This window comes from Enterobacter cloacae complex sp. P27C (assembly GCF_014895705.1).
Lineage (GTDB): Bacteria > Pseudomonadota > Gammaproteobacteria > Enterobacterales > Enterobacteriaceae > Enterobacter > Enterobacter bugandensis.
Map to the genome: position 1 here is coordinate 131466 of NZ_JADBQB010000001.1, position 20202 is coordinate 151667.

Annotated in this window: 17 protein-coding genes; 9 read left to right on the forward strand and 8 right to left on the reverse strand. The window is 56.7% G+C overall.

Features of this window, described 5'->3' with window-relative positions; genetic code table 11:
• Positions 1 to 39 precede the first annotated feature (39 nt).
• Positions 40 to 1242: a nicotinate phosphoribosyltransferase gene (gene pncB, locus IM291_RS00585; protein ID WP_192985906.1), complete on the reverse strand. Its 1203-nt coding sequence runs from the start codon at positions 1240 to 1242 to the stop codon at positions 40 to 42.
• Between the two features lie 254 nt (positions 1243 to 1496).
• On the opposite strand from pncB, the gene pepN reads away from it, so the two are divergent.
• Positions 1497 to 4109, forward strand: coding sequence for an aminopeptidase N (pepN, locus tag IM291_RS00590; protein WP_192985907.1), 2613 nt, complete (start codon positions 1497 to 1499; stop codon positions 4107 to 4109).
• Between the two features lie 100 nt (positions 4110 to 4209).
• Here the strand turns inward: pepN and ssuB are convergent, their stop codons facing one another.
• The 5 genes from ssuB to ssuE are packed head-to-tail and all read right to left on the reverse strand — an operon-like array spanning position 4210 to position 8450.
• Positions 4210 to 4980 carry an aliphatic sulfonates ABC transporter ATP-binding protein gene (ssuB, locus tag IM291_RS00595; RefSeq protein WP_041910612.1) on the reverse strand — a complete coding sequence of 257 codons (771 nt, stop codon included), beginning with the start codon at positions 4978 to 4980 and terminating at the stop codon, positions 4210 to 4212.
• On the reverse strand, positions 4977 to 5768 hold the full coding sequence (gene ssuC, locus IM291_RS00600; RefSeq protein ID WP_192970868.1) for an aliphatic sulfonate ABC transporter permease SsuC: 792 nt from the start codon (positions 5766 to 5768) through the stop codon (positions 4977 to 4979). Before ssuC ends, ssuB begins: the two co-directional genes overlap by 4 nt.
• Positions 5769 to 5777: 9 nt before the next feature.
• Positions 5778 to 6923 (reverse strand): FMNH2-dependent alkanesulfonate monooxygenase, encoded by a 1146-nt coding sequence (ssuD, locus tag IM291_RS00605; protein ID WP_192970869.1) that lies wholly within the window; start codon positions 6921 to 6923, stop codon positions 5778 to 5780.
• Positions 6920 to 7882 (reverse strand): sulfonate ABC transporter substrate-binding protein, encoded by a 963-nt coding sequence (locus IM291_RS00610; protein ID WP_192985908.1) that lies wholly within the window; start codon positions 7880 to 7882, stop codon positions 6920 to 6922. Before IM291_RS00610 ends, ssuD begins: the two co-directional genes overlap by 4 nt.
• Complete coding sequence (gene ssuE, locus IM291_RS00615; protein ID WP_028012591.1) at positions 7875 to 8450, reverse strand: NADPH-dependent FMN reductase; 576 nt, start codon at positions 8448 to 8450, stop codon at positions 7875 to 7877. The genes IM291_RS00610 and ssuE overlap by 8 nt, the downstream gene beginning before the upstream one ends.
• Before the next feature lie 249 nt (positions 8451 to 8699).
• Between ssuE and pyrD the strand changes: the two genes are divergently transcribed.
• Together pyrD and zapC are read left to right on the forward strand one after the other, a co-directional pair.
• Complete coding sequence (gene pyrD / locus IM291_RS00620; protein WP_045261711.1) at positions 8700 to 9710, forward strand: quinone-dependent dihydroorotate dehydrogenase; 1011 nt, start codon at positions 8700 to 8702, stop codon at positions 9708 to 9710.
• Between the two features lie 165 nt (positions 9711 to 9875).
• Positions 9876 to 10418 (forward strand): cell division protein ZapC, encoded by a 543-nt coding sequence (zapC, locus tag IM291_RS00625; protein WP_192985909.1) that lies wholly within the window; start codon positions 9876 to 9878, stop codon positions 10416 to 10418.
• On the opposite strand, the gene IM291_RS00630 is transcribed toward zapC, so the two are convergent.
• A complete protein-coding gene (locus IM291_RS00630) occupies positions 10415 to 11524 on the reverse strand; it encodes a YcbX family protein (RefSeq protein WP_192985910.1) in 1110 nt (369 codons plus the stop codon). The genes zapC and IM291_RS00630 overlap by 4 nt on opposite strands.
• Before the next feature lie 98 nt (positions 11525 to 11622).
• On the opposite strand from IM291_RS00630, the gene rlmKL reads away from it, so the two are divergent.
• The 6 genes from rlmKL to rmf all read left to right on the forward strand — a co-directional run bounded on the left by rlmKL (position 11623) and on the right by rmf (position 19549).
• The gene (gene rlmKL, locus IM291_RS00635; protein ID WP_192985911.1) at positions 11623 to 13731 is read left to right on the forward strand and encodes a bifunctional 23S rRNA (guanine(2069)-N(7))-methyltransferase RlmK/23S rRNA (guanine(2445)-N(2))-methyltransferase RlmL; all 2109 of its coding nucleotides are present in this window, start codon (positions 11623 to 11625) and stop codon (positions 13729 to 13731) included.
• Positions 13732 to 13743: 12 nt separating this feature from the next.
• Positions 13744 to 15651, forward strand: coding sequence for an ABC transporter ATP-binding protein (locus IM291_RS00640; RefSeq protein WP_028012596.1), 1908 nt, complete (start codon positions 13744 to 13746; stop codon positions 15649 to 15651).
• A gap of 12 nt (positions 15652 to 15663) precedes the next feature.
• Positions 15664 to 16917 carry a membrane integrity-associated transporter subunit PqiA gene (gene pqiA, locus IM291_RS00645; RefSeq protein ID WP_192985912.1) on the forward strand — a complete coding sequence of 418 codons (1254 nt, stop codon included), beginning with the start codon at positions 15664 to 15666 and terminating at the stop codon, positions 16915 to 16917.
• Positions 16918 to 16921: 4 nt separating this feature from the next.
• Positions 16922 to 18562, forward strand: a complete 1641-nt coding sequence (gene pqiB / locus IM291_RS00650; protein WP_028012598.1) for an intermembrane transport protein PqiB — start codon at positions 16922 to 16924, stop codon at positions 18560 to 18562.
• Positions 18559 to 19125, forward strand: coding sequence for a membrane integrity-associated transporter subunit PqiC (gene pqiC, locus IM291_RS00655; protein WP_048999387.1), 567 nt, complete (start codon positions 18559 to 18561; stop codon positions 19123 to 19125). Before pqiB ends, pqiC begins: the two co-directional genes overlap by 4 nt.
• 256 nt (positions 19126 to 19381) lie before the next feature.
• Positions 19382 to 19549, forward strand: a complete 168-nt coding sequence (gene rmf / locus IM291_RS00660) for a ribosome modulation factor (RefSeq protein WP_013097261.1) — start codon at positions 19382 to 19384, stop codon at positions 19547 to 19549.
• A 71-nt stretch (positions 19550 to 19620) separates the two neighbouring features.
• On the opposite strand, the gene fabA is transcribed toward rmf, so the two are convergent.
• Entirely contained in the window at positions 19621 to 20139 is a 519-nt protein-coding gene (gene fabA, locus IM291_RS00665) for a bifunctional 3-hydroxydecanoyl-ACP dehydratase/trans-2-decenoyl-ACP isomerase (protein WP_000227926.1), read from the reverse strand.
• Positions 20140 to 20202: the final 63 nt, after the last annotated feature.

The window sequence follows — 20202 nt, forward strand, 5'->3', positions numbered from 1 at the left end:
TAAATAAGGGAAGGGAGCCCTGAAGGCTCCCGTAAGCGCTTAACTGGCTTTTTTGATCTGGGGGAGATCGAACGCTTTGCGCAATGCGCGAACAAACGCTTTGTCATGGCAGATGGTTTTACCCGGGCTGTCGGAGAGCTTTGCCACCGGCTTGCCGTTACATTCCACCAGCTTTATCACGATATTCAGAGGTTTTACCTGAGGAATGTCGCAGGTCAACCGGGTACCGATCCCGAAGCCCAGATTAATTCTGGCATTGAAATGACGATACAGTTCGACGGCTTTTGCCAGGTCGAGATTATCGGAGAAGACCAGCACCTTGCTCATCGGGTCAATGCCGAGTTTTTGGTAATGAGCAATCGCCTTTTCGCCCCATTCAACCGGATCCCCTGAGTCGTGGCGTAACCCCTGGTAACGCTCAGCGAACTCGGGACCAAAGTCGCGCAGGAAGGCATCCATCGTAATACAGTCGGTCAGGGCGATCCCGAGTAGATTCGGGTACTCTTCAAGCCACGCAGCCAGCGCCGCACGCTGGCTGTTAGCCAGGTCCGGGCTAATTTGCTGATGCGCCTGGAACCACTCGTGCGCCTGGGTGCCCATTGGCGTCAGGTTGAGGCGACGCGCCAAATCGTAGTTGCTGGTACCCACGAACCACGACTCCTGCTGCAGACGTTCAACGATAGCCTGCTGAACCTCGCGAGAGAAGCGGCGACGGGTGCCGAAATCCATCAGGCGGAAGCGGGACATATCCAGCCCTTCGGTCAGCGTTGAGAATGCCTCAAGTTTGTTCTCCAGCGAGGCGACCGCCTGTTCGACGCCCGTTTCAGGCGAACGGTAGCGGTGAGCCAGTTCGCTGATGACGGCCAAAAGCGGCACTTCCCACATGATCACTTCCCGCCACGGACCTTCAAGACGAATATCCAGCTTGCCGTTCTCGTTGGTCACGGTGACCTGTTCAGGCTTATAGCGGAAGTCGCGCAGCCAGTTCAGATAGTCCGCTTTAAAGAAAGGCAGGCCAGAAAGCCACTGATATTCGTCATCGGTGAGCGCCAGATGCTGCATCGCATCGACCTGTTCACGAATGGAATCTGCGTAGATACCGAGCAAGTCGTCACCACGGCAGCGGAATTCCGCCGCGACGTGAACGTCATAGTAATGGTGGAAAACGGCTTGCTGCATATGCAGTTTATACGCGTCGGTATCCAGCAACGTATGCAGAACCGGAGAAGCGAATTGAGTCATAGGTGCGCTGTAGCATCCTCTCACGGGAGCGTTTAGTACAATAAACAACTCCGGAGTATACCTTGTTTAGTGATTTATTGAACCCCGATCACAACATAAGCACACTTTATGGTCGAGAGCATTTCGTGCCCCGTGTTATACAAATGTAGCGAAAAAGGTGTTTAAGCCTGAAAAGATGAAGATTCTGCATAGCGCGTTTTACGCAACAGGAATATATTGAAACGTTACTCGACAAACGATGCATAAGGTTTTCTATGACACAACAGCCACAAGCCAAATACCGCCACGACTACCGTGCGCCGGAATACCTGATTAGCGATATCGACCTGACTTTTGACCTGGATGCCACAAAAACCGTTGTGACGGCGGTAAGCCAGGTGATGCGCCACAGCGCGACTGCCGTACCGCTGCGTCTGGATGGCGAAGACCTGACGCTGGTCTCCCTGCACATTAACGATGAAGCCTGGTCAGATTATAAAGAAGAAGGCAACCAGCTGGTCATCGACAACCTGCCGGAACGCTTTACGCTGCGCATCGTGAATGAAATCAGCCCTGCCGCCAACACGGCGCTGGAAGGGCTCTACCAGTCAGGCGTGGCCCTGTGTACGCAGTGTGAAGCCGAAGGTTTCCGCCACATTACCTGGTACCTGGACCGCCCGGACGTGCTGGCGCGTTTTACCACCAAAATCATTGCCGATAAAACCCTCTATCCGTTCCTGCTCTCCAACGGTAACCGCGTGGGTGAGGGCGAGCTGGAAAATGGCCGTCACTGGGTGCAGTGGCAGGATCCGTTCCCGAAACCGTGCTACCTGTTTGCGCTGGCGGCGGGTGATTTCGACGTGCTGCGCGATACCTTCAAAACCCGCTCTGGCCGCGAAGTGGCGCTGGAGCTGTTCGTTGACCGCGGCAACCTTGACCGCGCGCCGTGGGCGATGACTTCACTCATTAACTCCATGAAGTGGGATGAAGAGCGTTTCGGCCTCGAATACGATCTCGACATCTATATGATCGTCGCCGTCGACTTCTTCAACATGGGCGCGATGGAGAATAAAGGCCTTAACATCTTTAACTCCAAGTACGTGCTGGCGCGTACCGATACCGCCACCGATAAAGACTACCTCGATATCGAACGCGTTATCGGCCACGAGTATTTCCATAACTGGACCGGTAACCGCGTCACTTGCCGCGACTGGTTCCAGCTGAGCCTGAAAGAGGGGCTAACCGTCTTCCGCGATCAGGAGTTCAGCTCCGATCTGGGCTCGCGGGCGGTCAACCGCATCAACAACGTGCGCACCATGCGCGGCCTGCAGTTTGCGGAAGATGCCAGCCCAATGGCGCACCCGATCCGTCCGGATAAAATCATTGAAATGAATAACTTTTACACCCTGACGGTGTACGAGAAGGGCGCTGAAATTATCCGCATGATCCACACCCTGCTGGGTGAAGAGAATTTCCAGAAAGGGATGCAGCTTTACTTCGAACGTCACGACGGCAGCGCGGCTACCTGCGACGACTTCGTGCAGGCGATGGAAGACGCGTCCAACGTTGATCTTTCTCACTTCCGCCGCTGGTACAGCCAGGCCGGGACCCCGATTGTCACCGTTAAGGACGACTACAACCCGGAAACCGAGCAGTACACTCTGACCATCAGCCAGCGCACGCCGCCAACCGCCGAGCAGGAAGAAAAATATCCGCTGCACATTCCGTTCAGCATTGAGCTGTACGACAACGAAGGCAACGTCATCCCGCTGCAGAAGGGCGGCCACCCGGTGCACCACGTGCTGAACGTGACCCAGGCAGAGCAGACCTTTATCTTCGATAACGTCTACTTCCAGCCGGTGCCTGCGCTGCTGTGCGAGTTCTCCGCGCCGGTGAAGCTGGAGTACAAGTGGAGCGACCAGCAGCTGACGTTCCTGATGCGTCACGCCCGCAACGATTTCTCCCGCTGGGACGCGGCGCAGAGCCTGCTGGCAACCTACATCAAGCTTAACGTGAACCGTTACCAGCAGGGCCAGCCGCTGACGCTGCCGGTGCATGTGGCAGACGCGTTCCGCGCCATCCTGCTGGATGAGAAGATTGACCCGGCGCTGGCGGCTGAAATTCTGACGCTGCCGTCCGCGACTGAAATTGCGGAGCTGTTCGACATCATCGACCCGATTGCCATCGTGGCAGTGCGCGAAGCGCTGACCCGCACGCTGGCGACCGAACTGGCGGATGAATTCCTGGCGCTATACAACGCTAACAAGCTTGACGCGTATCGCGTGGAGCATGCGGATATCGGCAAGCGTACCCTGCGCAATACCTGCCTGCGCTATCTTGCGTTTGGTGAGGCCGAACTGGCGAACGCGCTGGTGAGCAAGCAGTATCACGAAGCGGATAACATGACTGATGCGCTCGCGGCCCTGGCAGCAAGCGTTGCCGCTGAACTGCCGTGCCGCGATGCGCTGATGCAGGAGTATGACGACAAGTGGCACCAGGATGGCCTGGTGATGGACAAGTGGTTTATTCTGCAGGCGACCAGCCCGGCGGCCGATGCGCTTAGTAAGGTTCGCAGCCTGCTGAAGCACCGTTCGTTCACCATGAGCAACCCGAACCGCGTTCGCTCGCTGATTGGCGCATTTGCCAGCAGTAACCCGGCCGCGTTCCACGCCGAAGACGGCAGCGGATACCAGTTTATGGTGGAAATGCTGACCGAGCTGAACAGCCGTAACCCGCAGGTTGCATCACGTCTGATTGAGCCGCTTATCCGCCTGAAACGTTATGATGCGCAGCGCCAGGCGAAGATGCGCGCCGCGCTTGAGCAGCTGAAAGGGCTGGAAAATCTGTCTGGCGATCTGTACGAGAAGATAGCTAAGGCGCTGGCCTGATGTAAAAAAGCCCGGTGGCGCTACGCTAACCGGGCCTACGTGGGGGCGCGGGGCATTGGTTTTCTCCCTCTCCCTGTGGGAGAGGGCCGGGGTGAGGGCATCAGGCATTGGCCTTTATCCGCTGAATCTCCGCTTCCCCACGTTTCATCACCCGATCCAGCACTTCGGCTTCCAGCTCCGCCAGTCTCGCCGAGCCCACGCGACGAGGGCGCGGGATGTCCACCGTCAGATCCAAACCGATTTTCCCGTTTTCTATAAGCAATACCCGGTCCGCCATCGCCACGGCTTCGCTCACGTCATGCGTCACCAGCAGTACCGTAAAGCCGTGCGCCTGCCAGAGGGATTCAATCAGATCCTGCATTTCTATCCGCGTCAGGGCATCAAGAGCGCCGAGCGGCTCATCAAGCAGCAGCAGGCCGGGACGGTGAATCAACGCTCGCGCCAGCGCCACGCGCTGCTTCTGGCCGCCCGACAGCGCCGCAGGCCATTCACCTGCACGGTTTTCCAGCCCGACGGCGGCCAGCGCCTGACGGGCTTCATCCCGCCAGTTGCCTTTGAGCCCCAGCCCGACGTTATCAATCACCGTTTTCCACGGCAGCAGGCGCGCATCCTGAAACATCATGCGCGTATCGTCCTGAATATTGGCCAGCGGCGTGGTTCCTGCCAGAATCTCTCCTCCGTTGGGGGCCTCCAGCCCGGCTAAAAGACGCAGGAGTGTGCTTTTTCCGCCGCCGCTGCGCCCGACTACAGCCACAAACTGGCCGGCGGGAATGTGCAGATCCAGCCCGTTAAGGATGGTGTTTTCGCCGTAGCGTTTGGTTACGCCGTTCAGCAGCAGCGGCGTGCCCTGATTTAGTCGTGCGGTATTCATGCTTTCGCCTCCTGAAGGGTATAGGCCGGGTTCCAGCGCAGCCAGCTGCGCTCCAGCCACTGTGCGCTGACGTCGGCGAGTTTGCCGAGCAGTGCATACAGAATGATGGCGACCACCACCACGTCCGTTTGCAGGAATTCGCGGGCGTTCATCGCCAGGTAGCCAATACCGGAGTTGGCTGAGATGGTTTCCGCCACTATCAGCGTCAGCCACATCAGGCCGAGCGCAAAGCGCACCCCGACCATAATGGAGGGCAGGGCGCCCGGCAGAATCACGTGAGCAAAGAGGGAAAAACCCGATAAGCCGTAGCTGCGCGCCATCTCCACCAGACCGCGATCGATATTGCGGATGCCGTGCCAGGTATTGATGTATATCGGGAACAGCGTGCCCAGCGCCACGAGGAAGATTTTGGCGCTCTCATCGATCCCAAACCACAAAATGACCAGCGGGATCAGCGCCAGATGCGGCACGTTGCGCAGCATCTGGATGGAGGTATCCAGCAGCCTTTCCCCCCAGCGTGAAAGGCCGCTGATCAGACCCAGCACCAGACCGATGCTGCCGCCGATGGAAAACCCAATCACCGCGCGCCAGGAGCTGATCGCCAGATGTTGCCACAGCTCTCCGCTGACGCTCAGCGACCAGAACGCTTCGATAACGCCCTCCGGAGAGGGCAAAATGCGGCTCGACAGCCAGCCGGTAGACGATGCGAGCTGCCAGAGCGCCACAATGCCGACGGGTAAAAACCACGGCGCGGCGCGCAGCAGCCATTTTTGTGAGGTGGCAGTCATGGTCACTCCTTAGCTCTGTGCGGCTTTACGGGGAATGAATTCGTTCGCCACGGCTTCGCCCTGAAGCTGGAGCCGCTGCGGCTGCGGAACCTCCGGAATGGCGACATCCAGGTGCGGGAACAGCAGTTCGCCCACCCTGTACGCCTCTTCCAGGTGCGGATAGCCGGAGAGAATAAAGCTGTCGATGCCCAGGTCAGCGTATTCATTAATACGTGCAGCCACGGTTGGCCCGTCGCCGACCAGCGCCGTGCCCGCGCCGCCGCGTACCAGACCCACGCCCGCCCACAGGTTCGGGCTGATCTCCAGATTCTCGCGCTTGCCGTTGTGCAGAGAGGCCATGCGGTGCTGCCCGACGGAGTCGGTTTTGGCAAACGCAGCCTGCGCCTTCGCAATGGTCTCATCGTCCAGATGGGAGATCAGACGGTCTGCCGCCTGCCAGGCTTCTTCATTGGTTTCCCGCACAATCACGTGCAGGCGAATCCCGAAGCGCACCTTGCGGCCATGGGCGGCGGCTTTGGCGCGGACCTGGGCAATTTTCTCTTTCACCAGCTCGGGCGGCTCGCCCCAGGTCAGATAGAGATCGACCTGCTCGGCGGCCAGGTCCTGGGCCACATCCGACGAACCGCCAAAATAGAGCGGAGGGCGCGGCTGCTGCACCGGCGGGAAGTAGAGCTTCGCGTCGCGAACGTGAATATGCTTACCTTCAAAGGTGACGGTTTCGCCTTCCAGCAGGCGTCGCCAGACGCGGGTAAATTCGGCGGAGGCTTCATAGCGCTCGGTATGGTCGAGGAACACGCCGTCACCCGCCAGCTCCTGCGGATCGCTGCCCGTCACCAGGTTAAACAGAGCGCGGCCGTTGGAGAGCCTGTCCAGCGTTGCTGCCTGACGCGCCGCCACGGTGGGTGAAACGACGCTCGGACGCAATGCAACCAGGAATTTAAGGCGCTGGGTGACCGGGATCATCGACGCGGCCACCAGCCAGGCATCCTCGCACGAGCGTCCGGTCGGGATCAGCACGCCGGTAAAACCGATTCGGTCCGCCGCCTGGGCAATCTGCTGAAGATAGCCATGGTCAACCGGGCGCGAGCCCTCTTCTGTACCAAGATAGTGTCCATCACCGTGGGTGGGTAAAAACCAGAAAAGATTCAGACTCATGATTTAGCTCCTTCTTTGCCAGCGGGCTGCCAGATGCGTTCGCGAATATCGACCTGTTTTGGTACCAGGCGGTTTTGATAGAAGAGGTCAGCAGTCTGTTGCTGAAGCGCGGCGACGTGTGCGTCGACAGGCGTAATGGTGGTGGGCGGACGGTGACTGAGGTAGCTCGCGATCACCGGCTCAGGTAAGCCCATGGTTTTTGCCAGCAGGGCGATGCTCGCCTGACGCTGGCTCTGGGTCAGAGCATCTGCCTGCGTAAAGGTATCCAGTACGCCCTGAATAAACGCGCCGTTTTTTTCGGCGTAAGGGCGTGAGGCGAGGTAGAACGAACCGGTTTGCTTCAGCGTGGTACCGTCTTTCAGCACCCGTACGCCACCCTGCAGTAATGCTGCGGAGTAGTACGGATCCCAGATAGCCCAGGCATCAACGTTCTTCTGCTGGAACGCGGCGCGCGCGTCGGCGGGCGTCAGGTAAACGGGCTGAATGTCGGTGAACTTGAGCCCGGCTTCCTGTAAGGCGCGCAGCAGCAGGTTGTGCGAGCTGGAACCTTTCTGGAAAGCGACCTTACGCCCTTTAAGGTCGGAGACGCTTTTAATATCACTGTTTTCAGGTACCAGGATGACTTCGGCTTTCGGCTTAGCGGGTTCTACACCGACGTATACCAGGTCTGCCCCGGCAGCCTGAGCGAAAATAGGCGGGATGTCGCCCGTACTGCCCAGATCGATACTGCCCACGTTCAGGGCCTCCAGCATCTGCGGGCCGGCAGGGAACTCCACCCAGGAGAATTTGGTGTCCGGGAAGCGTTTTTCCAGGAGCTGGTGGCTTTTTGCCAGCACCATGCTGACGCTGCCTTTCTGATACCCGATGCGTAAACTTTCCGGAGCCGTTTCTGCGGCATGGGCCAACGCGGTAAACGCCATCAGGCCAGCCAGTCCGAGGCGGGTTAAGGTTTTAAACATGTGCGACTCCCTGCGGCGGATTAAAAGAAGGAACCTGGATATCCCGGCGATGCAGCGCGTGCCAGAAAGTTTCCAGCGAGGCATCAAGGCGCGTTTGCAGATTCGGCGTGAAGTGCGGCTTATGCTGGTAGTCAATGACCTGCGAATCATCCGCGAAAACGCCGTGAAGGATCTCCTGCGCCTTCAGGGCGTTCAGCACCGGCTTCAGGGCGTAATCTACCGCCAGTAAATGGGCCACCGTGCCGCCCGTTGCCAGCGGCAGAACCACTTTGCCGTCCAGTGCGCGCTCGGGGAGAAGATCGAGCAGCGTTTTCAGCGCGCCCGAAAAAGAGGCTTTATAAATCGGGGTCGCAACGATGAGGCCGTCCGCTTCCTTGAGCTGCTCAGTGAGGGTTTTCAGCGCGGGGCTGTCGAAGCGGGCATACAGCAAATCTTCAGGTTCGAAGTTATGCAGATTCCAGTGGCACACTTCCACGTCCAGGGCATTGAGCTTGTCGCGGGCATATTCCAGCAGGGCGCTGGAACGCGAAGGGAATCGTGGACTTCCGGCCAGGGTAATAACGCGCATACCTCCTCCTTATAACTAATTGTTTGCTTTTGTCTAACATTCATAACAATTTTCAGGAGTGTGACACCGCGCGGTTATTCCACTAAATGATTTATCCGCAATTAAACTGCGAAAAACTGCATAAGAAAGAGAGTGGGAGGTAAACGATTGCGTTTTACGCCGATTTTTTTGCCGCAGGTCAATTCCCTTTCGTGACGGGATCGCCCATAATCCCCTCCCGGTTTGCACACCGGGAATCCAGGAGAGTTCATGTACTACCCCTTCGTTCGTAAAGCCCTTTTCCAGCTCGACCCCGAGCGCGCTCATGAATTTACATTCCAGCAATTACGTCGTATTACAGGAACGCCTCTGGCGGCCCTGGTGCGTCAAAACGTGCCGGAAAAGCCTGTGCAGTGCATGGGGCTGACCTTTAAAAATCCATTGGGTCTGGCGGCCGGTCTGGACAAAAATGGCGAGTGCATTGATGCCCTGGGCGCGATGGGCTTTGGCTCCATCGAAATTGGTACCGTCACGCCGCGCCCGCAGCCGGGAAATGACAAGCCGCGCCTGTTCCGCCTGGTCGAAGCCGAAGGGTTGATCAACCGCATGGGCTTTAATAACCTCGGCGTTGATCATCTGGTAGAGAACGTGAAGAAAGCCCATTTTGATGGGGTGTTAGGCATCAATATTGGCAAAAATAAAGATACGCCGGTTGAGCAGGGTAAAGATGACTACCTGATTTGTATGGAAAAAGTCTACGCCTATGCCGGGTATATCGCGGTGAATATTTCCTCACCCAATACCCCGGGGCTGCGCTCCTTACAATATGGCGAAGCGCTGGACGATCTTCTGAGTGCCATTAAAAATAAACAAAATGAACTCCAGGCGATCCACCATAAATATGTTCCGGTCGCGGTGAAGATCGCGCCGGATCTTTCTGTCGAAGAATTGATCCAGGTTGCCGACAGTTTGGTTCGCCATAATATTGACGGGGTGATTGCAACGAATACCACGCTCGATCGTTCGCTCGTTCAGGGAATGAAAAACTGTGACGAAGCGGGTGGGTTAAGTGGCCGTCCGGTACAATTAAAAAGTACCGAAATTATTCGCGCGCTGTCTGCGGAATTAAAAGGCCGTTTACCGATTATTGGCGTCGGCGGTATCGACTCGGTGATTGCTGCGCGCGAGAAGATGGCGGCCGGTGCGTCACTGGTGCAAATCTATTCCGGCTTTATTTTTAAAGGCCCGCCTTTGATTAAAGAAATCGTTACGCATATCTAATCTTTTTTCTTAATCAGACAACCAGGGCTTTATTTCCAGCCCTGGTTGTTTTATATTCCGTCACTGTTGCTTATTTAGACATTATCGTCTTTTATTACTAGTGTTATAAACGAAGCGGCGAACAGGACATTTTTAGTACAGGACGTTTGGGGACGGGAGAGACACATGCGAATTAAACCTGACGATAACTGGCGCTGGTATTTTTGCGACGAGCATGACCGTATGATGCTCGATTTAGCCAATGGCATGTTGTTTCGTTCTCGTTTTGCCCGCCGAATGTTAACCCCGGACGCGTTTTCTCCATCGGGCTTTTGCGTTGACGATGCGGCGCTTTATTTCTCCTTTGAAGAAAAATGCCGCGACCTGATGCTCTCTAAAGAGCAGCGTGCAGAACTGGTATTAAATGCGCTGGTGGCTATCCGTTTCCTGAAACCGCAAATGCCGAAAAGCTGGCATTTCCTGCCTCACGACATGGACTGGACGCCAGCAACGGGCGATGCGGCCAGCGTTAACCTGAGCGATACCGCCGAAGAGGTGAGTTTGTTAGTGGTTGAGCCGGGCGAAAACGCCGCACTCTGTCTGCTGGCGCAGCCCGGCGTGACGATTGCCGGGCGCGTAATGCAGTTAGGTGATGCGATCAAAGTCATGAATGACAGGCTGAAGCCACAGCTGCGCGTCGATGCCTTCAGCCTCGAACAAGCGGTTTAAGCTTCCAGTTGTACCGACGTTTTCGGTACGCAGCTACAGCACAGGATTGTGCCGTCATTTCCAATTGCAGATTTTTTCAGCGCACTCACTTCTCCCTCCAGCAGCTTGATGCGGCAGCATCCGCAAATTCCCGCGCGGCAGGAATACGGTACGCGAATACCGGCTTGCTCCAGCTGCTCCAGTAAAACCTGCTGATTGTTGCCACGAATAACCTTGCCCTGCCAGTGAATATCCACCGCAGTGGCGACATTCGTCTCAACCTCGACCATTTCTTCTTCCTGGCCTGAGCCGTACACTCGCGCCGGCCCGCGGGCGAGAATTTCAACCTCATCGCCTACGCGGATCGCGCCGCTGGATCGCGGGATCAGGTTTTGGCCGAAATCGACATCGCCGTTGTCCTGCGCGGTACGGAACGATTGCAGCGTTTTCAGCGGCTCGCCGGAAGGATGCTTTTGGCCTTTCTCAGGGCTTATCGTGGTGAAAATGCAGCGGCTGCAGGGTTTGACGACATCAAAGATGACGCTGCCAATGCGGATGACTTTCCAGGTGTCTTCATCCCAGGCGTCCGCTCCGGTCACGACCAGATTCGGGCGGAACTGTTCCATCTGTACGCTGGCTTTACAGCGATTCTGTAAATCACGCAGAGACGCTTCGTTGGTGAGCAGGAACGGGAAGCCATCCGCGAAGGAGAGGGGAACGGCGTCGTGGCGCTTTACGCGACGCGTCAGTTCCGGCCCAACCCACCGCAGCTGCACGTCGCGGGAGAAGAAGCCGCTCAGCCAGCGGTTAATTTCATCCGGGGCGATGCGCGCGGTAAAATGGTTGCCCCATACTTCCGTTGGCGCGTCGACAGCCGCAAAATCCGCAAAGCGAATCACCGCGCTGGAACCGTCCGGCGCGGTAAGGTGCAAACCGTCGTGAAGCGGGGAAGGCGTAAAGCGAACCATCTGCGGGAACTGGCGTGCGGTGATAAACGTACCGTCAGGCTCGGTGACCATAAAAATACGATCGAAGGCGAACCCGCTCATGTCTGCCAGCGCGTGAGTGACGCCGATGCCGCGCATGGATTTCACCGGATGAATAAAAAGCCTGGATAACGTCGCCACTGCACACTCCCTCGAATGAAAATAAGCCTTCAACTTTATGACATACACGCCATATTAGCTATAATGCGCGACAATTTTCTAAGAGTAAAAGTGACGATATGAATTCTCTGTTTGCCAGTACGGCCCGTGGGCTGGAAGAGCTGTTAAAAACTGAACTGGAAGCCCTGGGCGCGCAAGAGTGCCAGGTGGTTCAGGGTGGTGTCCATTTTGAGGGCGACACGCGGCTTATTTACCAGAGCCTGATGTGGAGCCGTCTGGCGTCGCGCATCATGCTGCCGATGAAGGAATGCAAGGTCTATAGCGACCTGGATCTCTACACCGGCGTACAGATGATCGACTGGACAGAGATCTTCACGCCTAACGCCACCTTCGCGGTGCATTTCAACGGCGTGAACGACGAGATCCGCAACAGCCAGTACGGCGCCCTGCGCGTAAAAGACGCCATTGTGGACTGCTTCACGCGTAAAAATAAGGAACGTCCGAACGTCGATCGCGAAAACCCGGACCTGCGTATCAACGTCTGGCTGAACGGCGACACGGCGAGCATCTCCCTCGATCTGAGCGGCGCGGGTCTGCACCTGCGCGGCTACCGCGATCGCACCGGTATGGCACCAATCAAAGAAACCCTGGCCGCCGCCATCGTGATGCGCTCCGGCTGGCAGCCGGGCACGCCGCTGCTTGACCCAATGTGTGGCTCCGGTACGCTGCTGATTGAGGCCGCAATGCTGGCAACCGACCGTGCGCCAGGGCTGCACCGCGGCCACTGGGGCTTCAAAGGCTGGGCGCAGCACGACGAAGCGCTCTGGAAAGAGGTTAAAGACGACGCGCAGACCCGCGCGCGTAAGGGGCTGGCGGAGTATACCTCTCACTTTTACGGTTCGGATAGCGACCCGCGCGTAATAGAACGCGCGCGCAGCAACGCCCGTCGCGCCGGTATCGGCGAGCTGGTCACCTTCGAGGTGAAAGACGTAGCGAACCTGACCAACCCGCTGCCGAAGGGCCCGTACGGGACCGTGATCAGCAACCCGCCATACGGCGAGCGTCTGGACAGCGAGCCTGCGCTGATTGCCCTGCACAGCCTGCTGGGCCGCAATATGAAGGACTACTTCGGCGGCTGGAATCTGTCTCTGTTCAGCGCCTCGCCGGAGCTGCTGAGCTGCCTGCAGCTGCGTGCCGATCGCCAGTTTAAAGCGAAAAACGGCCCGCTGGACTGCGTGCAGAAAAACTACCCTCTGGCAGAGAAAGCGGCGGACAGCAAGCCAACCGGCGTGGCAGAGGATTACGCCAACCGCCTGCGCAAAAACCTGAAGAAATTTGAAAAATGGGCGAAGCAGGAAAGGATCGAGTGCTATCGCCTGTACGACGCCGACCTGCCGGAGTACAACGTGGCGGTTGACCGCTATGCGGACTGGGTGGTGATTCAGGAATATGCTCCGCCGAAAACCATTGATGCGCAAAAAGCGCGCCAGCGCATGCTGGACGTCATTGCGGCCACCATTGCCGTGCTGGGGATTGCGCCCAACAAGCTGGTGCTGAAAACCCGCGAGCGTCAGAAGGGTAAAAACCAGTACCAGAAGATGGGCGAAAAGGGCGACTTTATCGAAGTGGGCGAATACAACGCTCGCCTGTGGGTGAACCTGACCGACTATCTTGATACCGGCCTGTTCCTCGACCACCGCATCGCCCGCCGTATGCTCGGCCAGATGAGCAAGGGCAAAGATTTCCTCAACCTGTTCTCCTACACCGGGAGCGCCAGCGTGCATGCCGGTCTCGGCGGTGCGCGCAGCACTACCACGGTGGATATGTCCCGCACCTATCTGGAGTGGGCCGAGCGTAACCTGCGTCTGAACGGCTTAACCGGACGTCAGCATCGCCTGATGCAGGCCGACGTGCTGGGCTGGCTGCGCGATACCGACGAGCAGTTCGACCTGATCTTTATCGATCCGCCGACCTTCTCTAACTCCAAGCGCATGGAGGATAGCTTTGACGTTCAACGCGATCACCTGCGCCTGATGACCGACCTGAAGCGCCTGCTGCGCAAAGGCGGCACCATTATGTTCTCGAACAACAAACGCGGCTTCCGTATGGATCATGACGGCCTCGCAGCCCTGGGACTGAAAGCACAAGAAATCAGTCAAAAAACGCTGTCTCAGGACTTCGCCCGTAACCGTCAAATTCATAACTGCTGGTTGATTACCGCGGTCTGAAAGGAAAAATAAATGTCATTAATTAGTATGCACGGTGCGTGGCTCTCTTTCAGCGACTCACCGCTTCTCGATAATGCGGAACTGCATATCGAAGATAACGAGCGCGTCTGTCTGGTGGGCCGTAACGGCGCGGGTAAATCCACGCTGATGAAAATCCTCAACCGCGAGCAGGGGCTGGATGACGGCCGCATCGTATACGAGCAGGATCTGATCGTCTCCCGCCTCCAGCAGGATCCGCCGCGTCATGTGACCGGCAGCGTGTACGATTTCGTGGCGGAAGGCATCTCCGAGCAGGCGGAGTACCTGAAGCGCTATCACGAGATTTCGCATCTGGTGATGACCGACCCGAGCGACAAGAATCTCAACGAACTGGCGAAAGTGCAGGAGATGCTCGATCACCACGGTTTGTGGCAGCTGGAAAACCGCATTAACGAGGTGCTGGCTCAGCTTGGGCTGGAACCCGACATGGAGCTGTCGGCGCTCTCCGGCGGCTGGCTGCGTAAAGCGGCGCTGGGGCGCGCGCTGGTCAGCGGCCCTAAGGTACTGCTGCTGGACGAACCAACCAACCACCTGGACATCGAAGCGATTGACTGGCTGGAAGGGTTCCTGAAAACCTTCAGCGGCACCATCATCTTCATCTCGCACGACCGTTCGTTTATTCGCAATATGGCGACGCGCATTGTCGATCTCGACCGCGGCAAGCTGGTCACCTATCCCGGCGATTACGACACCTATCTGCTGGAGAAAGAAGAAAATCTGCGCGTGGAAGAGCTGCAGAACGCTGAGTTCGACCGCAAGCTGGCGCAGGAGGAGGTCTGGATCCGCCAGGGCATCAAAGCCCGCCGTACCCGCAACGAAGGCCGCGTGCGTGCCCTGAAGGCGATGCGTCGCGAGCGCAGCGAGCGCCGCGAAGTCATGGGCAGCGCCAAAATGCAGGTGGAAGAGGCGTCCCGCTCCGGCAAGATTGTCTTCGAAATGGAAAACGTCAACTACCAGGTTGACGGCAAGGTGCTGGTTAAAGATTTCTCTGCGCAGGTTCAGCGCGGGGACAAAATTGCGCTCATCGGCCCGAACGGCTGCGGCAAAACCACGCTGCTGAAGCTGATGCTGGGCCAGCTGCAGGCCGACAGCGGCCGCATTCACTGTGGCACCAAGCTGGAAGTGGCCTACTTCGACCAGCACCGCGCGGAGCTGGATCCGGACCGCACGGTTATGGACAACCTCGCCGAAGGTAAACAGGAAGTGATGGTAAACGGCAAGCCGCGTCACGTTCTGGGCTACCTGCAGGACTTCCTGTTCCACCCGAAACGCGCCATGACACCGGTGCGCGCGCTGTCCGGCGGGGAGCGTAACCGTCTTCTGCTGGCCCGTCTGTTCCTGAAGCCAAGTAATCTGTTGATCCTCGATGAACCGACGAACGATTTGGATGTCGAAACGCTGGAATTACTCGAAGAGCTGATCGATGGGTATCAGGGAACCGTGATGCTGGTTAGCCACGATCGTCAGTTCGTGGATAACACCGTGACCGAGTGCTGGATCTTCGAAGGTGAAGGGCGAATTGGCCAGTACGTGGGCGGTTATCACGACGCAAAAGGGCAGCAGTCGCAGTCTCTGGCGCAGAAACAGTCGAAGTCCAGAACAAGTTCTGAACCTGCTGTAACAAAAGCAGAAACTGTCAAGAAAACCTCGGCTAAACTAAGCTATAACCTGCAGCGCGAACTGGAGGGGCTACCTCAGCGTCTTGAAGAGCTGGAGGCCGCGCTTGAGGAGCTGCAAGCGCAGGTTGCTGATGCCTCATTCTTTACCCAATCGCATGACTATACTCAGAAAGTACTGGCTGAAATGTCCGCGGCTGAAAAAGCCCTGGAAGAAGCATTTGAGCGCTGGGAGTACCTTGAGTCTCTGAAAAACGGCGCATAACAGGGATTAAATATGTGTGACCAGCACCATGCCGACAGGCATATATTATGCTCGCAATGCGATATGCTCGTGGCGTTGCCAGAGCTTGGTCACGGACATAAAGCCCAGTGTCCACGCTGTGGCGCGACGTTGACAACCGAGTGGGACGCGCCGCGGCAGCGTCCCACCGCTTACGCGCTGGCAGCACTGTTCATGCTACTGCTCTCCAATCTCTTCCCCTTCGTCTATATGAAGGTAGGCGGGATGACAAGCCAGGTGGATCTGCTTGAAATCCCGGGCGTGATGTTCTCGGAAGATTACGCCAGCCTCGGCACCTTTTTTCTGCTATTCGTCCAGATAGTCCCGGCGTTTTGCCTAGTCGTCATCCTGCTGCTGGTTAACCGCGTCAGGATGCCGTCATCGCTGAAAATCCGGCTCGCGCGCATCCTTTTTCAGCTCAAAAGCTGGGGGATGGCCGAGATCTTTCTCGCAGGGATACTGGTCAGTTTCGTGAAGCTGATGGCGTACGGCGACGTGGGGATAGGCAGCAGCTTTATTCCCTGGTGTCTGTACTGTGTCCTGCAGCTGCGTGCTTTCCAGTGCGTGGACAGGCGCTGGGCCTGGGACGATATCGCCCCGGCACCGACGCTCGCGCAGACGGTGAAGGTCGGCGTGCCGGGTATCCGCCAGGAGCTCCGTTCTTGTCCGTGCTGTACCGCCGTGCTGCCCGCCGATCTTGAGGTTTGTCCGCGCTGCGAAACGAAGGGCCATGTTCGCCGTAAAAATAGCCTGCAGTGGACGATGGCACTGCTGGTCACGTCCGTCATGCTGTATCTGCCCGCTAATATTCTGCCGATTATGATCACCGATTTGCTCGGCGATAAAATGCCCTCGACGATCCTCGCCGGGGTCATACTGCTGTGGAGCGAAGGATCCTATCCTGTCGCCGGCGTGATTTTCATCGCCAGTATCATGGTGCCCACTTTAAAAATGATCGCCATTGCCTGGCTCTGTTGGGATGCAAAAGGCCACGGAAAACGCGACAGCGAACGCATGCATCTGATTTACGAAGTGGTCGAATTTGTCGGTCGTTGGTCAATGATCGACGTGTTTGTGATTGCCGTTCTCTCTGCGCTGGTGCGGATGGGCGGTTTGATGAGTATTTATCCCGCGATGGGGGCTTTAATGTTTGCACTGGTGGTGATTATGACCATGTTTGCGGCCATGACCTTCGACCCTCGTTTATCGTGGGATCGTGAGCCTGAATCAAGCCATGAGGAAGAGTAAGAGCATGGAAAATAAGAGTGGAGAGGCGAAAGTGCAGAAGGTCAAAAACTGGTCGCCGGTGTGGATTTTCCCCATCGTGACCGCGCTGATCGGTGCATGGATCCTGTTTTATCACTACAGCCATCAGGGACCGGAAGTGACGCTGATTACCACCAATGCCGAAGGAATTGAGGGCGGTAAAACGACCATCAAAAGCCGCAGCGTGGATGTGGGCGTGGTGGAAAGCGCAACCCTGACCGACGATTTAACCCATGTGGAGATTAAGGCGCGTCTTAATGCCGGCATGGAAAAACTCCTGCACGGCGATTCTGTTTTCTGGGTGGTTAAACCGCAGGTGGGACGTGAAGGGATCAGCGGCTTAGGAACGCTGCTCTCAGGTGCCTACATCGAACTGCAGCCGGGTGCAAAAGGCAGCCAGCCGGCGCAGTACCAGCTTCTGGATTCACCGCCGCTAGCACCGCCTGATGCAAAAGGTATCCGCGTGATCCTCGACAGTAAAAAAGCGGGCCAGCTCACGGCGGGCGACCCGGTACTTTTCCGCGGCTATCGCGTGGGTTCGGTGGAGAAGAGCACCTTCGATCCTCAGAAAAGATCCATCAGCTATCAGCTGTTCATCAATGCGCCTAACGATCGTCTGGTTACCAGCAACGTCCGTTTCTGGAAAGACAGCGGCATCGCGGTGGATCTGACCTCGGCGGGCATGCGTGTAGAAATGGGCTCGCTGACAACACTGTTTGGCGGCGGCGTGAGTTTTGACGTACCCGAAGGTCTGGACCTGGGGCAGCCGGTTGCGGAGAACACCGCTTTCCGCCTGTTCGACGATCAAAAAAGCATTCAGGATGCACTCTATACCGATCACATCGACTACCTGATGTTCTTTAAGGATTCTGTTCGCGGCCTGCAGCCTGGGGCGCCCGTTGAGTTCCGCGGTATTCGTCTGGGGACGGTGGGACAAGTGCCTTACTTTGTTCCAGGCCTTAAGCAGATGCTTGATGATGATTACCGTATTCCGGTGCTGATCCGCATTGAGCCTGAGCGCCTGATCAACCAGATTGGTGAGAATCAGGATATCGGCGAGCACATCACCGACCTGATGAATCGCGGTCTGCGCGGCTCGCTGAAAACCGGTAACCTGGTGACCGGCGCACTGTATGTCGATATGGACTTCTATCCAAAAGCGCCGCCGATTACCGGTATGCGTGAATTTGGTGGTTACAAGATCATCCCAACGGTAAGCAGCGGTCTGGCCCAGATCCAGCAGCGTCTCATGGAAACGCTGGATAAAATTAACAATCTGCCTCTGAACCCAATGATTGAGGCGGCGACAGGTTCGTTACATCAAAGCCAGGCGACAATGCAGCGCCTGCAGACCACGCTGGATAACATCAACAAGATTACTGCAAACCAGAGTATGCAGCAGCTGCCGCAGGATATGCAGAAAACGCTGCGCGAGCTGAATCGCAGTATGCAGGGCTTCCAGCCTGGCTCGGCGGCGTACAACAAGATGGTGGCAGATATGCAGCGTCTCGATCAGGTCTTGCGTGAACTGCAGCCGGTTCTGAAAACGCTCAACGAGAAGAGCAACGCGCTGGTGTTCGAAGCGAAAGATAAAAAGGATCCTGAGCCGAAGAGGGCGAAACAATGAAAAAATGGCTAGCGATTGCAGGAGCGATGGTACTCACGGCCTGTAGCTCCGGGAGCGAAACGAAAAGCTACTACCAGCTGCCTCTGGTGACGCAGGCGGTTACGCAAAGTTCCGCCTGGCAGGGCAACCGTCTGCTGTGGGTTGAGCAGGTCGCCGTGCCGGATTATCTGGCCGGCAACGGGGTGGTCTATCAGACCAGCGATGTACAGTACGTTATCGCCAACAACAACCTGTGGGCCAGCCCGCTGGACCAGCAGTTACGCAATACGCTGGTGGCGAATCTGGGCAGCCAGCTTCCGGGCTGGGTTGTTGCCTCCCAGCCTTTGGGAAGCGATCAGGACACGCTGAACGTCACGGTAACGGGCTTCCACGGCCGTTATGACGGTGCCGTTGTCATCAGCGGCGAGTGGCTGTTGAATCATCAGGGACAGCTGATTAAGCGTCCTTTCCATCTGGAGCTGAAGCAGCAGAAGGATGGCTATGATGAAATGGTGAAAGTGCTGGCTCAGGGTTGGGCGCAGGAGTCAGCCAGTATCGCCAGGGAAATTTCCCGACTGCCATAAGTAAAATTCATCGTCAAAAACCGCAATCGGCCTGGTGCTGATTGCGGTTTTTTTTTCGTTTTTGCGTCAGGTTGTTACTTGTGCCGGGTCACATTTTTTGTACAAATGATCTTCTGGCTAGCTCACAAATATGACACCCGTATGAATTTTGAACATTGACGCTGGGACTAATTCGGGGTATTCGTTATCTGTGCCTGCGCATCTGGCGCGGACACTGTTTTCTTTCCACCAGACAAAAGAATGAGGGAAACGAGGCATGAAGAGACAGAAACGAGATCGCCTGGAACGGGCTCATCAACGTGGTTATCAGGCCGGCATCGCTGGACGTTCGAAAGAAATGTGTCCTTATCAGACGATAAATCAAAGGTCACAATGGCTTGGAGGCTGGCGAGAAGCCATCGGCGACAGGGCACTTATAGCCTGATAACGTCTCTTTAAAAAAAGAAACCTCCGCACTGCGGAGGTTTCGCCTTTCCGGGGTCACTTAAAGCGATATCAGAACGCGGAAGTGTCCTGGAACAGACCCACTTTCAGGTCGTTCGCGGTATAGATCAGACGACCGTCTACCAGCACTTCGCCATCCGCCAGGCCCATAATCAGGCGACGGTTAACGATGCGCTTGAAGTGAATACGATAGGTGACTTTCTTCGCCGTAGGCAGAACCTGACCAGTGAATTTCACTTCGCCCACGCCCAGCGCGCGGCCTTTACCTTCACCACCCAGCCAGCCCAGATAGAAGCCAACCAGCTGCCACATGGCATCCAGGCCCAGGCAGCCAGGCATTACCGGATCGCCAATAAAGTGGCAACCGAAGAACCACAGGTCCGGGTTGATATCGAGTTCTGCTTCTACGTAACCCTTATCGAAGTTGCCGCCGGTTTCGGTCATTTTCACGACACGGTCCATCATCAGCATGTTCGGGGCCGGTAACTGTGGGCCTTTCGCGCCAAACAGTTCTCCGCGACCAGAGGCAAGAAGATCTTCTTTTGTATAGGATTCGCGTTTATCTACCATGTTCTCAGTAAGCCTTATTTTAGTGAAGGACGCAGGATAGCTAACACGTGTACGCTGAACAAG

Bases quoted from the DNA above. Each gene is read 5' to 3' on its own strand.
- rlmKL (WP_192985911.1), top strand. From the start codon at position 11,623: ATGAATTCTCTGTTTGCCAGTACGGCCCGTGGGCTGGAAGAGCTGTTA.
- pyrD (WP_045261711.1), top strand. From the start codon at position 8,700: ATGTACTACCCCTTCGTTCGTAAAGCCCTTTTCCAGCTCGACCCCGAG.
- IM291_RS00610 (WP_192985908.1), bottom strand. From the start codon at position 7,882: ATGTTTAAAACCTTAACCCGCCTCGGACTGGCTGGCCTGATGGCGTTT.
- zapC (WP_192985909.1), top strand. From the start codon at position 9,876: ATGCGAATTAAACCTGACGATAACTGGCGCTGGTATTTTTGCGACGAG.
- IM291_RS00640 (WP_028012596.1), top strand. From the start codon at position 13,744: ATGTCATTAATTAGTATGCACGGTGCGTGGCTCTCTTTCAGCGACTCA.
- pepN (WP_192985907.1), top strand. From the start codon at position 1,497: ATGACACAACAGCCACAAGCCAAATACCGCCACGACTACCGTGCGCCG.
- ssuB (WP_041910612.1), bottom strand. From the start codon at position 4,980: ATGAATACCGCACGACTAAATCAGGGCACGCCGCTGCTGCTGAACGGC.
- fabA (WP_000227926.1), bottom strand. From the start codon at position 20,139: ATGGTAGATAAACGCGAATCCTATACAAAAGAAGATCTTCTTGCCTCT.
- pqiA (WP_192985912.1), top strand. From the start codon at position 15,664: ATGTGTGACCAGCACCATGCCGACAGGCATATATTATGCTCGCAATGC.
- pqiC (WP_048999387.1), top strand. From the start codon at position 18,559: ATGAAAAAATGGCTAGCGATTGCAGGAGCGATGGTACTCACGGCCTGT.
- pncB (WP_192985906.1), bottom strand. From the start codon at position 1,242: ATGACTCAATTCGCTTCTCCGGTTCTGCATACGTTGCTGGATACCGAC.
- ssuD (WP_192970869.1), bottom strand. From the start codon at position 6,923: ATGAGTCTGAATCTTTTCTGGTTTTTACCCACCCACGGTGATGGACAC.
- rmf (WP_013097261.1), top strand. From the start codon at position 19,382: ATGAAGAGACAGAAACGAGATCGCCTGGAACGGGCTCATCAACGTGGT.
- ssuE (WP_028012591.1), bottom strand. From the start codon at position 8,450: ATGCGCGTTATTACCCTGGCCGGAAGTCCACGATTCCCTTCGCGTTCC.
- ssuC (WP_192970868.1), bottom strand. From the start codon at position 5,768: ATGACTGCCACCTCACAAAAATGGCTGCTGCGCGCCGCGCCGTGGTTT.
- pqiB (WP_028012598.1), top strand. From the start codon at position 16,922: ATGGAAAATAAGAGTGGAGAGGCGAAAGTGCAGAAGGTCAAAAACTGG.